Source organism: Bradyrhizobium manausense, assembly GCF_018130615.1.
Lineage (GTDB): Bacteria > Pseudomonadota > Alphaproteobacteria > Rhizobiales > Xanthobacteraceae > Bradyrhizobium > Bradyrhizobium manausense_A.
In genome coordinates this window covers 241,919-256,023 of the sequence record NZ_JAFCKB010000001.1, presented here as the reverse complement: position 1 = coordinate 256,023, position 14,105 = coordinate 241,919, and the positions used below count along the sequence as shown (strand labels likewise).

The following is a 14,105-nucleotide window of genomic DNA, read 5'->3' as shown; positions in this document are numbered from 1 at the left end:
CATACCCGAACGGCAAGACTACATCACCATTTAGGCCCGCGCGTCACGTCCGCCGGATGTAGGCACGAAATCTGGCCCGGCCAATGGCGCCTTTTGGCACAGCGGCAAGTGTAGCGCGTTTTATGCTTAAGGGGAAACCCGATCGTGGGCGGAAATCGCGCATCTTCAAGCGTTTAACGTGCGATTTGGCGTCCGGGGCGGGTCAAGGGCTGCAAGTCTGGTTGCGGCCGGGATCGGCGCCGCGAAGCCGTTCGTCCTTGTGGAACGAGGCAGCCCTATGTTAGCCAACCGCCGCGAAATTCAGCCCAAATCGGGTAAGGAGACACTTTGATGACCAACGGTAACGGCAACCCTCCCGACGCGGCCCAGGCTCCCCAGCTCAACGTGCTGGCGCAGTATACCAAGGACCTCTCGTTCGAAAACCCGAACGCGCCGACCTCGCTGCAGCCGCAGACCCAGCCGCCCCAGATCAACATCCAGATCAATGTCAGCGCCAACAATCTCAGCGAAACCGAGTTCGAGGTGACGCTGTCGGTCGACGGCAAGGCCGAGACCGCCGGTAAGGTGATGTTCTCGTTCGAGCTCGCCTATGCCGGCGTGTTCCGGATCGCGAATGTGCCGAAGGAGAACCTGCACCCGCTGGTCATGATCGAATGCCCGCGGCTGCTGTTCCCGTTCGCGCGCGAAATCATCGCGACCGCCGTGCGCGACGGTGGGTTCCCGCCGCTGATGCTCGACCCGGTCGACTTCGTCGGCCTCTATCGCCAGAACATGGAGCGGCAGATGGCCGCCGGTGGTCAGGTCGGTCAGGCCTAATAAGCAGGCTCTAACCAGCTGGAGGGGCGACTGGAGCGGCGAGGTACTCGTTCCAGATCGCCTTTTCGCCCATCGTGGCGATGAAGGCCCGATGCGCCTCGCGCTCGGCGTCCGATACCCGCGGCGCGAGCGGCACCTGCCGCTGCCGCCGCGGCGCATCGCCAGCCGCATTGACGCGAATCTCCTGGGCTTCCGAAGCCAGCAGGAGCTGCGATTGCCGCGCCCCCACCAGATCGACATAGACCTCCGCGAGCAGCTCGGAATCGAGCAGCGCGCCGTGCTTGGTACGGTGTGAATTGTCGATCGAGTAGCGCGAGCAGAGATCGTCAAGCCGGTTCGACACGCCGGGATGCTTGCGCCGCGCCAGCAGCAGCGTATCGACCAGCCGCTCGCGCGGGATCGCCGGGCGCTTGATCCGGTCGAGCTCGGCATTGATGAAGCTGATGTCGAACGAGGCGTTGTGGATCACGAGCGGCGCATCGCCGATGAATTCCAGAAACGCGTCGACGACCTCGTGGAACAGCGGTTTCGTCGAGAGAAACTCGGCCGACAGTCCGTGCACGGCAAAGGCTTCCGCCGGCATGTCCCGCTCGGGATTGATGTAGACGTGGTACGTCTGTCCCGTCGGCATGCGATTGAAGATCTCGACACAGCCGATTTCGACCAGGCGATCGCCGCGAAGCGGATCGAGGCCGGTGGTTTCGGTATCGAGAACGATTTCACGCATGATCTTGAGACGCCGTGAACGAAGCCTTGCAAGGCGGCGAATCAGGCCCGCCGCTGCGGCATCTTAACGACCTCGGCCAGGATGTGCGTGATTTGCGCGCGCACCGGCTCCAGTCCATGGGATGTATCCACCACGAAATCGGCCCGCTTGCGCTTTTCGGCGTCGGGCATCTGCTTGGCGATGATGGCGTCGAGCCTGGCCTCATCCATGGTTCCCCGCGCGAGCACGCGCTCGCGCTGCAATTCCGGCGAGGTCGAGACCACGACCACGGCATCCACGCGCTTCTCGCCTCCGGTTTCGAACAGCAGCGGGATATCCAGAACCACGACCGGCGCCCTGGCTGCTTCCGCATCGGCAAAGAATTTCTGACGGGAGGCGCCGAGCATGGGATGGACGATCTGCTCGAGTTGCTTGATCGCGGCGGGATCGTGCACGACGCGCGCGGACAGTTTGGGACGATCGACCTTGCCGTTCGCGGTGGTGCCGGGGAAGGCGGCCTCGATCGCGGGCGCGGCCTCGCCTTCATAGAGCTGATGGACGGCGGCATCCGCGTCGTAGACGGGCACGCCAGCCTCCGCGAACAACTTTGCGGTGGTGGATTTGCCCATTCCGATCGAGCCGGTCAATCCGAGAATCCGCATCAGCGCAAGACCATCCCTGTCAGTCACACCGCAACTAGCCGCTCGCGCCGCAGGAACGCAAGCAGCGGCAGCAGGGGCAGGCCGAGAATGGTGAAATGGTCGCCCTCGGTGCGCTCGAACAGATGAATGCCAAGGCCTTCGAGCTGATAGGCTCCGACGCTTGTGATGACGGCGTTGCCGGCGGTGTCCAGATAGGCTGACAGCTCTGCCTCGGTCATGTCGCGCATCGTCATGCGCGCAACCGAGACATCCTCGAAAACAATCTTGCCGTCATGCGCTACGGCGACCGCGGAATTCAGCTCGTGCGTATTGCCCGCAAGATCGCGCAATTGGGCCAGTGCCGCTGCACGGCCAGCAGGCTTGTTGAACAGGCGATCACCGAGCGCCAGCGTCTGGTCAGCGCCGATCACATAGCTTCCGGGACGTTTGGCTGAGACTGCTTTTGCTTTCTCACGCGCCAGCAGGAGACCGATCTCGCGCGGATTCGAAAGTTTCGACGCTGACTGAATGCCGCGCTCGTCGATGTCGGCAGTCATAGCCTGGAATTCGAGCCCGGCGTTCGCCAGCAGCATTTTTCGCGCGCTGCTTTGCGACGCCAGGATCAAGGGAGATGTGCCACGCCAAAGACCCATCGCAAAAAACTATTCCCAAAAACTATTCAGAAGGCCGGTTGCGCTGGCGATCGCTGTAGAGCTTCATGATCGCCGCCGCGGTTTCCTCGATCGAGCGTCGCGTGACGTCCAGCAGCGGCCAGTCGTGCTTGGCGCTCAGCTTGCGCGCAAACGCCACCTCCTCGGTGACCGATTGCTTGTCGGTATAGGTGTCACTGCCGGATTCGGCGCCCATCGAGAGCAGGCGGTTCTGACGGATCTGGATCAGGCGTTCCGGCGTCGCATGAAGGCTCACCACCAGCGGCTTAGTGAGCGTCTCCAGCTGTGCCGGCACTGGGATGCCCGGAACCAGCGGCACGTTGGCGGTGCGAATGCCGCGGTTGGCGAGATAGATCGACGTCGGCGTCTTCGAGGTGCGGGACACCCCGACCAAGACGACGTCGGCCTCCTCGAGCCCTTCGACATGCTGGCCGTCATCATGGATCATCGTGTAGTTCAGTGCGTCGATGCGCTTGAAATATTCCGCATTGAGCACGTGCTGCGCACCGACACGACCGGTGGTCGCCGCGCCAAGATAGGCTTCGAACAATTGCATGACCGGGCCGATGATCGAGAGGCTCGGAACATTGATCGCCTTGCACTTGTCCTCGAGCCTGGAAACCAGGTCTTTCTCCAGCAGCGTGAACAGCACGATACCCGGCGCTTCCTCGATCTCGTCGAGCACGCGGTCGAGCTGCTTCTGGCTGCGCACCAGCGGATAGACATGCTCGACCGGCGTGACGTTGGCGTATTGCGCAGCGACGGCGCGTGCGACCGTGATCAGGGTCTCACCGGTGGAGTCGGACACGAGGTGCAGATGGAAATAATTGCTCGAGGTCGGCACAAAAACTCTTTGTATGAAGTCGGTGTGGTTTGTGGATTTCTGTGGAGCTTAACCCCTCGGAAAGGGTTGCGCGACACCGGGGGCGGGACAAGTGCCAAATTTCTTCACACCACTGTCCGTCAGAACAAGTCCGGCGGCCTGTCGAGAGAGAAGCGGGATTGCGCCGACAACCCCCTTGATAGGCTGCGGATAGAAATGCGCAAGCCTTTGAGCCCGGACCATTTATCCGGCCAGACGGGAACCGGCAGGGACATGTTGATGGATGTGAACAAGCGCACGCGAACGCGCGAACGGCGTTGTGTGAGTCCAATCCACGGTCACTCAGACTCAAACCTTAAGAATCTAAGATTCTAGATTTGAGGAAGGCGCTACGGACGGATATGTGTGCAGGCGAGACCTTAACGAGTTCTTACTATCCCCAGATCGCCAAGCGGCTGGGCACAAAGGCGGACGCCGGACATGTTTGAAGACGTCTATCTCTGGATCAAGGCTCTGCACGTGATCGCGGTCATCGCCTGGATGGCCGGTATGCTCTATCTGCCGCGGCTGTTCGTTTATCATTGCGAGGCCCAGATCGGCTCGAAACAGTCCGAAACCTTCAAGGTGATGGAACGCCGCCTGCTGAAGGCGATCATCAATCCGGCCATGATCATCACGTGGGTCGCCGGGCTCTATCTTGCCTGGTCCGGTCATTGGTTCACGTTCGGCTGGCTGCATGTCAAATTGGCAATGGTGCTTGCAATGTCTGCGGTCCACGGCTTTTTTTCCCGCTGGATGAAGGACTTCGCCGCCGACCGGCGTCCCTATAATCAGAGATTCTTTCGGATTATCAATGAGGTACCGACCGTCCTGATGATCATCATCGTCATCATGGTGATCGTGAAGCCGTTCTAGGCAGGAATCGTGAACGATCGCTCAGCGCTTCGGCTTGCGGAGCGGGAAGCTATTTTCTATATTGTCGATATCCCACCCAACGCAGGCGGATGTGGTTGTGTCTGAGCTTTTCAGAGGCCGGACACCGCATCAGGTTTGAAGCCCCCCGGGCACTTAACCTTGCCAGACCTGCGGACCTTACCTTCTCACGTCCGCATTTCAGAGCCTCCTCGCACCCCCTCCCTAAAGGTTACCTCACAGGACCACCCCAATGCGGGAAATTAAACTCGAAGACCTCAAGTCCAAAACGCCGGCCGAGCTCGTCTCGTTTGCGGAGGAGAATGGGGTCGAGAACGCCAGCACCATGCGCAAGCAGGAGCTGCTGTTCGCCATCCTCAAGCAGCTGGCGCTGGCCGAGACTGACATCGTTGGCCAAGGCGTCGTCGAGGTGCTCTCCGACGGCTTCGGCTTTCTCCGTTCGCCCGATGCGAATTATCTGCCGGGCCCCGACGACATCTACGTTTCGCCTTCGCAGATCCGCCGTTTCGGTTTGCGCACCGGCGACACCATCGAAGGCCACATTCGCAGCCCGAAAGAGGGCGAACGCTATTTTGCGCTGCTGAAGGTCAACACGCTCAATTTCGAGGATCCGGAAAAGGCCAAGCACAAGGTCAATTTCGACAACCTGACGCCGCTGTTTCCGAATCAGCGTTTCCGCATGGAAATCGATGATCCGACGCGGAAAGACCTGTCCGCACGCGTCATCGACATCGTCGCACCCATCGGCAAGGGCCAGCGCGCGCTGATCGTCGCGCCGCCGCGCACGGGTAAAACCGTGCTGATGCAGAACATCGCGCACTCGATCACGCACAACCATCCCGAATGCTATCTGATCGTGCTGCTGATCGACGAGCGTCCGGAAGAAGTCACGGACATGCAACGTTCGGTGAAGGGAGAGGTCGTGTCGTCGACCTTCGACGAGCCGGCGGTGCGCCACGTCCAGGTCGCTGAAATGGTGATCGAGAAGGCCAAGCGCCTGGTCGAGCATGGCCGCGACGTCGTGATCCTGCTCGATTCGATCACCCGCCTCGGCCGCGCCTACAACACCGTTGTGCCGTCATCCGGCAAGGTGCTGACCGGCGGTGTCGATGCCAACGCGCTGCAGCGTCCGAAGCGCTTCTTCGGTGCCGCTCGTAACATCGAGGAGGGCGGCTCGCTGACCATCATCGCGACCGCGCTGGTCGATACCGGCAGCCGGATGGACGAGGTCATCTTCGAAGAGTTCAAGGGCACCGGTAACTCGGAACTGATCCTGGACCGCAAGGTCTCGGACAAGCGCACCTTCCCGGCGATCGACATCTCGCGCTCCGGCACCCGCAAGGAGGAGCTCATCACCGATCCGCAGGTGCTCAAGAAGATGTACGTCCTCCGCCGCATCCTCAATCCGATGGGCACGATGGATGCGATCGACTTCCTGCTCGACAAGCTGCGCTCGACCAAGAGCAATTCGGAGTTTTTCGACTCCATGAACACCTGAGCCTGGGTGCAGCAAAGGTTTCGAGGGCGCCTTCGGGCGCCCTTTTCTTTTGTGCAGCTTTGCTGCGGGCAAAGTGCAGCATGGTGGGCTTCTCCGTCGCTGCACCGGCTCCTTATTATCCCCTTGATATTTCGAGCTAATGCTCGAATCGCGGTGGGCTGAGCATGTCGGGCGATATCGATCTTGCAGCAAAATGAAGGGCTTATATTGCGGTGCGGTATTGCGGTTGCTGCGGGCTGGTCGCAGCAAAAAGGAGGCCGGGCGGACCAGAGCGTTCCGTTTGCCTTTTCCCGGCCAGCCGGACAAATAGGCCATGCACCCGCGAGAGCAGACCATTTTTGCGTTGTCGTCCGGCCGACCGCCGAGCGCGGTCGCGCTGGTGCGCGTTTCGGGTCCGCAAGCCGGCCTGGTGCTGACGACGCTGGCGGGCGAGCTTCCGGCGCCACGGCAGGCCAGCCGCCGCATGCTTCATGATGGCGCGGGCCAGCCGATCGACGATGCGGTGGTGCTCTGGTTCCCGGGACCGGCGAGCGCGACCGGCGAGGATGTCGCCGAATTTCACGTTCATGGCGGACGCGCGGTGCTGGCCGCGCTCTTCGCGGCTATTTCGATAATTCCGAATTCACGTGCAGCCGAGCCCGGCGAGTTCACGCGTCGCGCCTTCGAGAACGGCAAGCTCGATCTGACCGAGGCGGAAGGCCTCGACGATCTCATCCACGCCGACACCGACCGCCAGCGCCGCCAGGCCCTGCGCCAGTTGCAAGGCCTGCTCGGCAATCGCGCGCGCGACTGGCGCGAGCGCATCATCGAGGCGTCAGCGCTGATCGAAGCCAGCATCGATTTTTCCGATGAAGGCGATGTGCCCACGGAATTGAGGGCGCCGGCGGTGAAAGCAATCAAGGCGCTGCATGATGAAATTGCAAAAGTGCTTGCAGCACAGGGACATTCCGAACGCCTGCGCGAGGGCTTGGTGGTTGCGATCGCAGGCGAGCCGAACGTCGGAAAGTCGACATTGATGAACCAGCTCGCACGCCGCGAGGTCGCGATCGTCTCGCCGCATGCCGGCACCACCCGCGACGTGATCGAGGTGCAGCTCGATCTCGATGGCTATCCCGTTACTGTGATCGATACCGCCGGCATCCGCGAGACGGACGACCCGGTCGAGCAGGAAGGCGTGCGCCGCGCGAGGGCGCGTGCCGAGGACGCCGACCTCGTGCTGTGGCTGGTGGACGGAGAACGAGCCGCTGATCCGGACGCGACACAGTCGGCCCGGCCGGGCGGCTCGGTTTGGATCGTTCATAACAAGATCGACCTTGGTGGCGTCGTTTTCGGTCGAGGTGGCGAGTTCGGGATCTCGGCGAGGCGAGGCGACGGCATTCCCGAACTGGTCGTGGCTCTCGTGAAATTCGCCGCTGATTTTTTTGGAACCACCGAGGGCGCATTGGTGACTCGGGCCCGGCAGCGAGAATTGTTGAGCCGGGCGTCAGACAGCTTGCGCCGGAGTCTCGACCTAGTAGAAGAGGGCGAAGAGCTCGCCGCCGAGGAGCTGCGTGCTGCGGCCTATGCGTTGGGCCGGCTGCTCGGACGGGTCGACGTCGAGGACGTCCTTGGAGCCATTTTCCAGAAGTTCTGCATCGGAAAGTAGCGCTAGTTCTTCAATGTAGAACTAGCGCTTGTTCCATTGTTTGCGTTTCACGTGAAACAGGGTTTGGAGGTTCCGTGCTGTTTCACGTGAAACACACACCAACGTTTCACGTGAAGGCGGATCTCCACTGAGGAACCCTCTTAGGGAACAATTGTCGCGATCCTATCCTTGTCATTGCCAGGAGCCCTTGCGACCCAGCAATCCAGACCGTTCAGTGGAGGGACTCCGGATTACTCCGCTGCGCTCGCGATGACCGAGTCCGTCGGGGCGCGTCCAAGGGCGCATGACTCGCTTCGCGCTCGACTGTCGCGTTTCATGTGAAACACCAAGCCGCTCCCTACTGTGCATGGGGTTGTTTTCGCGAAGCTGCCCCCGGCTCCGTTGCCCTACGTTTCACGTGAAACAACCTGCTCACCCAGTTTCCGCTTCCGGCTTTCCTGCCTCTAAGCTAGAAGTCCGCCCATGCGACCCGAGCGAGAGAGTTTCGACGTCATCGTCATCGGCGGCGGCCACGCCGGCTGTGAGGCCGCGGCTGCCGCTGCCCGTATGGGTGCGACGACCGCCCTGGTGACCCACCGCTTCTCCACCGTCGGCGCGATGTCCTGTAATCCCGCCATCGGCGGTCTCGGCAAGGGTCATCTGGTCCGCGAAGTCGATGCGCTCGACGGTCTGATGGGCCGGGTCGGCGACGCCGGCGGTATTCAGTTTCGCGTTCTCAATCGTCGGAAGGGGCCCGCCGTCCGTGGCCCCCGGGCGCAAGCCGACCGGAAGCTCTACGCCGTCGCGATGCAGGCTGCGATCCAGCAGACTGAGGGTCTCTCCGTCATCGAAGGCGAGGCCGACGAGCTGATCGTGGTCGATGGCCGGGTCACCGGGCTACGTTTGGCGGATGGCCGGCAGCTCCGGGCAGGGGCCGTCGTCGTCACCACCGGCACCTTTCTGCGCGGTCTGATCCATCTCGGCGAGAAAAACTGGCCGGCTGGCCGCGTCGGCGAGGCTCCGGCGATGGGTCTTTCGGCTTCGTTTGAGCGAGCTGGCTTCACTCTCGGCCGGCTGAAGACAGGGACTCCGCCGCGTCTGGACGGCACCACGATCGACTGGTCCGCTGTTGAAATGCAGCCCGGGGACGAGCCGCCGGAGCCGTTCTCGGTCATGACCGACCGGATCACGACGCCGCAGATCCAGTGTGGGATCACCCGGACCACGTCCGCCACCCATGAGGTGATCCGCGCCAACGTCCATCGCTCCCCGATGTACTCCGGCCAGATCAAGAGCTCCGGACCGCGCTATTGCCCTTCGATCGAGGACAAGATCGTCCGCTTCGGCGACCGCGACGGCCACCAGATCTTCCTGGAGCCGGAAGGGCTCGACGATACCACCGTCTATCCCAATGGCATCTCCACCTCGCTCCCCGAGGAGGTTCAGCTTGCGATCCTCGCCAGCATTCCGGGCCTGGAGCGGGTGAAGATGGTCCGTCCGGGCTATGCTATCGAATACGACCACATCGATCCCCGTGAACTCGATCCGACTCTCCAGACCAAGCGTCTGCGTGGTCTTTTCCTGGCCGGACAGATCAATGGCACCACCGGATACGAAGAAGCCGCCGGGCAGGGGATCGTGGCCGGGCTGAATGCGGCACTCTCCGCCGGCGGCGCGGCGCTGACCGTGTTCGACCGGGCCGACGGCTATCTCGGCGTAATGATTGACGACCTCGTCACCCGCGGGATCAGCGAGCCCTATCGGATGTTCACCTCGCGGGCCGAGTACCGGCTGACCTTGCGGGCGGACAATGCCGATCAGCGGTTGACCGAGAATGGGATTGCGCTGGGCTGCGTCGGCCACGCCCGGACCCGGCATCACCGGACCAAGATGGGTGCCCTGAATGCAGCCCGGACCCTATCAAAGTCGCTGACCATCACCCCGAACGAGGCAATCAAGCACGGGTTGTCCCTGAACCGGGACGGCCAGCGGCGGTCCGCCTTCGAGCTGATGGCCTATCCGGATATCGGCTGGAGCCAGGTCCGCGCGATCTGGCCGGAGCTGTCCTCCATCGATCCCGTTATTGCCACCCATCTCGAGATCGACGCCAAGTATGATGTCTATCTGGAGCGCCAAAGCGCCGACGTCGAAGCCTTTCGCCGCGACGAGGGGATGGTGCTGTCAGACGTCGACTATCAGCAGGTCCCCGGTCTCTCCAACGAAGTGCGGGCCAAGCTGGAGAAGGCGCGGCCGTTCACGGTCGGTCAGGCCGGCCGGATCGACGGGATGACGCCGGCGGCGCTTGGCATCCTCGCGGCCTATCTCCGCCGCGAAGCGCGCAAGACCTCCAAGGCAATCGCATAGGCGTTTCACGTGAAACAGCGCGGACCGGGCGGAGACAGACCGCTATCGCGACGACCCCGGGCGGGAGACGGCGGCAGCGGCCGATCCGATCCGACGCCGACCAAGCCCAAGATCGACAAGGCCAGCGCCAACGATCAGGCGCTCGATTCCATCATCGCCGCTGACAAGCGCGCGGCCTTGAAGCTCGCGCCCGTTTCACATGAAACGGAAGCGCGCCTCGACCGCTACACCGCGCTGCTCCGAGAGTGGCAAGCCAAGACCAATCTGGTCGCGCCCTCGACCTTGCCGAACCTCTGGACCCGGCATATCGCCGACTCGCTTCAGCTCGTCGATCTCGCCCCATTGGCAAAACGCTGGGCCGACCTCGGCAGTGGCGGCGGCTTTCCGGGCGTTGTGCTTGCCTGTGCCATGGCCGGCACGCCGGACGCGAAAGTTCATCTTGTCGAGCGAATCGCCAAGAAGGCCGCGTTTTTGCGCGAAGCGATCCGCGTCACCACATCTCCGGGAGTCGTACATCTCGCGGAGATCGGGGATAATGTGGATAGAATCACCGGCCCCGTCGATTGCGTCACCGCGCGCGCGTTGGCTCCGCTACATCAACTCATCGGCTTTGCGGAGCCGCTGATGCGCCAGGGCGCAAAGGCGTTATTTCTCAAGGGTCAAGATGTAGAGGCTGAATTGACCGAAGCCGCTAAATATTGGAATATTCAACCGCAGCTCCACCAAAGCCGTACGGGCGACGGGTGGATCGTCGAGCTGACATCGGTTGAACGGCGCGGGTGAGACGTTCAGGGGTTGAGTGGGGACTTTCGATGACCGTGATTGACGAGCCGCAGCAAGAACAGACCTCCCAAGAGACCAATGCGGTCCCGCACGGCCACCCGCGCATCCTCGCGCTGGCGAATCAGAAGGGCGGTGTGGGAAAAACAACCACAGCGATCAATCTCGGCACGGCGCTCGCGGCGATCGGCGAACGCGTCCTGGTCGTCGATCTCGATCCGCAGGGCAACGCCTCGACCGGTCTCGGCATCGATCGCCGCAACCGCTCCTGCTCGACCTATGACGTGCTGATCGGTGAGGCCCCGCTGCGCGAAGCCGTAGTGTCGACCGCGGTGCCGCGGCTGCACATTGCGCCCTCGACGATGGATCTCTCCGGACTTGAGCTCGAGCTCGGCACCACGGCCGGCCGCGCCTTCAAGCTGCGCGACGCGATCGGCGCACTCAACAACAACGTCTCGCCTGAGGCTGACTACACCTACGTGCTGATCGATTGCCCGCCCTCGCTCAACCTGCTCACGGTGAATGCGATGGCTGCGTCGGATGCGATCCTGGTGCCGCTGCAGTGCGAGTTCTTCGCACTCGAAGGTCTGTCGCAATTGCTGCAGACGGTGGAGCAGGTGCGCTCGACGCTGAACCCGAATCTGTCGATCCACGGCATCGTGCTGACGATGTTCGACTCGCGCAACAATCTCTCGAACCAGGTCGTCGCCGACGTCCGCCAGTTCATGGGCGAGAAGGTCTACAAGACCATGATCCCGCGCAACGTGCGCATCTCGGAGGCGCCGTCCTACGGCAAGCCGGTGCTGGTCTACGACCTCAAATGCGTCGGCAGCGAAGCGTATTTGCGGCTCGCCACCGAAGTGATCCAGCGCGAGCGCGAGCTGCGCGTTACGCATTAGCGCCCATCCTACAAGTTTCGACAATTCAGTTCTGGAGTGCTGCAGCGTGAATCCAAGGGAGCTGGCGATGGCCGATGAAGCGCGTTCGCGACTGGGCCGGGGTCTTGCGAGTCTGATCGGTGATGTCGGCGGCGAGGCCCAGCACGTCGATCGCCCGCGCGCCCAGCGCAAGGTGCCGATCGAATTCATCAAGGCCAATCCGCGCAACCCGCGCCGGACGTTTTCGGACACGGAGCTCAAGGAGCTCTCCGAATCCATCAAGCAGCACGGCGTGATCCAGCCGATCGTGGTGCGTCCCGTGAAAGGCGCGCAGGACCGCTTCGAGATCATCGCCGGCGAGCGGCGCTGGCGGGCCTCGCAAATGGCTGGCCTGCATGAAGTGCCGATCGTGCCGGTCGACATCAGCGACAGCGATGCGCTCGAATTCGCGATCGTCGAGAACGTGCAGCGCGAAGACCTCAACCCGATGGAAGAGGCGCAGGGCTATCACGCGCTCGCCAACGAGTTCAGACGCAGCCAGGACGACATCGCAAAGGTCGTCGGCAAGAGCCGCAGCCATGTCGCCAACATGATGCGGCTGACCAAGTTGCCGGCCGAAGTGCAGGCCTTCATCGCGACCGGAGAGCTGACCGCCGGTCATGCCCGTGCGCTGATCGGCGTGCCCGATCCGCTGGCCGCCGCCAAACGTATCGTCGCGGAGGGCCTCAATGTCCGCCAGGCCGAAGCGCTCGCGCATGAAGAGGGCGTGCCGGAGCGCAAGCCGCAAAAGGCGCGCGCCACCGCCGGCAAGGAAAAGGACCCAGACACGATCGATCTGGAGAAGCGCGTCAGCGACGCGCTCGGCCTCAAGGTCACCGTCAATCATCGCGACCCCGGCGGCTCGGTCCAGATCAATTACCGCAACCTCGATCAGCTCGACGAGGTGATGAAGCGGCTGGCCAAGGGCGCGCTGTAGTCCCTCTCGGTGTCGTCCCGGCGTTGTGAGCCGGGCAGTTGACCGCATCTTCGGTGTCGTTCTGGCGAAGACCAGGACCCACCGCGTGATCTATCGATCGGATGCCGGGGCCAATACCGGCATACGAATCTTCGTCAAACTTCTCCCTGGGTAATGGGTCCTGGCTTTCGCCAGGACGACGTCCGGGAGATATTTGCGCATCTGTTTTCACGCCGTCATTGCTTCGTCGCTTGCGCTCCTCGCAATGACGTGGAGAGAGTAGGGCTTACCCCCGCCGCTTTGCGTTCGCCGCAATCGCCATCAGCGTGCGCTGGGCGATGGCGGCGGCGAGCGTGGATTGCTTGCGGGTGTCGAGCGCGGCGGTAGCGAGCTGCTCGATGACGGCGGCGAGCCTCGCCACACTGAAATTGCGCAGCGCGGTCTCAACCATGGGCTTCCTTGAAAAATGCAGCCGCGGAAAACCGCCGTCGAGCACGGCGGAGGCCGGTGTGCCGTCGGCGATCGCGAGCGCGGATTTGTGCAGCCACGCAGCCTGGCGCTGTGCCGCCGAGATGATCACGCCGGGATAGGTGCCGGCGATCATGGCCTTGGCGAATTCGGTCTCGACGATATCGGGCCGGCCGGCAAATGCGCCGTCGACGATCGGATCGAGCTTGAGCTCGGACGCATCGGCGACGACGGACATCACGTCATCCAGAGTGATCTCGCCTTTGCCATGGGCATAGAGCGTGAGCTTGCGCAGCTCGTTGCGCGAGGCCTGGCGATCGCCGCCGAGGAACGACATCAGCGCTGCGCGGGCATCCTGCGCGATGCGCAAATTGGCGATGCGGAGCTCGTCCTCCATCAGTTTTGCGAGATCGCGCTCGGTGTCGGGATAGCAGCCGATCGCCACGGCGGTCTTGGCCTTTTCGCAGGCCTTGCGCAGCGGTGATTCCGGGCGCAGCTCGCCGGCTTCGATGACGATGCGGCAATCCTTGACGCCCATCCTGGCCAGCGTGTCGACGCCGGCGGCAAAGCTGCGCGAGCCGGCGCGGATGCGAATGGCTCGGCGGCCGCCGAACAGCGGTACGGTCATGGCCTCGTCGACCAGGCGCGACGGCTCGGCGGAGAGCTCGTCGCCATCGAGCTTCACGAGGGAGAAGGGATCGTTGGGATCGTCGACGGCGGACGCGATCAGCGCGTCGGCGCGCTCGCGCACGAGGCCGGCATCGGGACCGTAGAGCAGGATGATCGGACGGCCCGCGTCGGGGCGGGCGAGGAAGGCGTCGATCTCTTTTCCGCGCAGCGCGACCATGACCTAGATCGTCATTCCGGGGCGCGCAAAGCGCGAGCCCGGAATCCAGAGGTTGGGAATCGAGATTCCGGGTTCACGCTACGCGTGCCCCGGAATGACGG

General features: G+C 62.9%; 13 protein-coding genes. 8 read left to right on the top strand and 5 right to left on the bottom strand.

Features of this window, described 5'->3' with window-relative positions:
- Positions 1 to 330 precede the first annotated feature (330 nt).
- Positions 331 to 816 carry a protein-export chaperone SecB gene (gene secB, locus JQ587_RS01225; protein WP_212301896.1) on the top strand — a complete coding sequence of 162 codons (486 nt, stop codon included), beginning with the start codon at positions 331 to 333 and terminating at the stop codon, positions 814 to 816.
- 10 nt (positions 817 to 826) lie between these two features.
- Here the strand turns inward: secB and dnaQ are convergent, their stop codons facing one another.
- From dnaQ to JQ587_RS01205, 4 genes are read right to left on the bottom strand one after another with little or no spacing between them, the layout of a single operon-like run.
- Positions 827 to 1,543, bottom strand: a complete 717-nt coding sequence (gene dnaQ / locus JQ587_RS01220; protein WP_212301895.1) for a DNA polymerase III subunit epsilon — start codon at positions 1,541 to 1,543, stop codon at positions 827 to 829.
- 41 nt (positions 1,544 to 1,584) lie between these two features.
- Positions 1,585 to 2,184, bottom strand: a complete 600-nt coding sequence (gene coaE, locus JQ587_RS01215) for a dephospho-CoA kinase (RefSeq protein ID WP_212424430.1) — start codon at positions 2,182 to 2,184, stop codon at positions 1,585 to 1,587.
- A 23-nt stretch (positions 2,185 to 2,207) separates the two neighbouring features.
- On the bottom strand, positions 2,208 to 2,816 hold the full coding sequence (locus JQ587_RS01210; RefSeq protein WP_212424175.1) for a Maf family nucleotide pyrophosphatase: 609 nt from the start codon (positions 2,814 to 2,816) through the stop codon (positions 2,208 to 2,210).
- 22 nt (positions 2,817 to 2,838) lie between these two features.
- A complete protein-coding gene (locus JQ587_RS01205) occupies positions 2,839 to 3,678 on the bottom strand; it encodes a pyruvate, water dikinase regulatory protein (protein WP_212301893.1) in 840 nt (279 codons plus the stop codon).
- Between the two features lie 459 nt (positions 3,679 to 4,137).
- Between JQ587_RS01205 and hemJ the strand changes: the two genes are divergently transcribed.
- The 7 genes from hemJ (at position 4,138) to JQ587_RS01170 (ending at position 12,710) form a co-directional block, all read left to right on the top strand.
- Complete coding sequence (gene hemJ, locus JQ587_RS01200) at positions 4,138 to 4,572, top strand: protoporphyrinogen oxidase HemJ (RefSeq protein ID WP_212424174.1); 435 nt, start codon at positions 4,138 to 4,140, stop codon at positions 4,570 to 4,572.
- Positions 4,573 to 4,822: 250 nt separating this feature from the next.
- Entirely contained in the window at positions 4,823 to 6,088 is a 1,266-nt protein-coding gene (gene rho, locus JQ587_RS01195; protein WP_008133567.1) for a transcription termination factor Rho, read from the top strand.
- A 313-nt stretch (positions 6,089 to 6,401) separates the two neighbouring features.
- The gene (gene mnmE, locus JQ587_RS01190; protein WP_212424173.1) at positions 6,402 to 7,733 is read left to right on the top strand and encodes a tRNA uridine-5-carboxymethylaminomethyl(34) synthesis GTPase MnmE; all 1,332 of its coding nucleotides are present in this window, start codon (positions 6,402 to 6,404) and stop codon (positions 7,731 to 7,733) included.
- Between the two features lie 462 nt (positions 7,734 to 8,195).
- Positions 8,196 to 10,076, top strand: coding sequence for a tRNA uridine-5-carboxymethylaminomethyl(34) synthesis enzyme MnmG (gene mnmG, locus JQ587_RS01185; protein ID WP_212424172.1), 1,881 nt, complete (start codon positions 8,196 to 8,198; stop codon positions 10,074 to 10,076).
- A 9-nt stretch (positions 10,077 to 10,085) separates the two neighbouring features.
- Positions 10,086 to 10,859 carry a 16S rRNA (guanine(527)-N(7))-methyltransferase RsmG gene (gene rsmG, locus JQ587_RS01180; RefSeq protein WP_433995288.1) on the top strand — a complete coding sequence of 258 codons (774 nt, stop codon included), beginning with the start codon at positions 10,086 to 10,088 and terminating at the stop codon, positions 10,857 to 10,859.
- A 29-nt stretch (positions 10,860 to 10,888) separates the two neighbouring features.
- A complete protein-coding gene (locus JQ587_RS01175; protein ID WP_212301889.1) occupies positions 10,889 to 11,755 on the top strand; it encodes a ParA family protein in 867 nt (288 codons plus the stop codon).
- A 67-nt stretch (positions 11,756 to 11,822) separates the two neighbouring features.
- On the top strand, positions 11,823 to 12,710 hold the full coding sequence (locus JQ587_RS01170) for a ParB/RepB/Spo0J family partition protein (RefSeq protein WP_212424171.1): 888 nt from the start codon (positions 11,823 to 11,825) through the stop codon (positions 12,708 to 12,710).
- Positions 12,711 to 12,975: 265 nt separating this feature from the next.
- Here the strand turns inward: JQ587_RS01170 and holA are convergent, their stop codons facing one another.
- Positions 12,976 to 14,004 carry a DNA polymerase III subunit delta gene (holA, locus tag JQ587_RS01165; protein WP_212424170.1) on the bottom strand — a complete coding sequence of 343 codons (1,029 nt, stop codon included), beginning with the start codon at positions 14,002 to 14,004 and terminating at the stop codon, positions 12,976 to 12,978.
- Between the last annotated feature and the right edge of the window lie 101 nt (positions 14,005 to 14,105).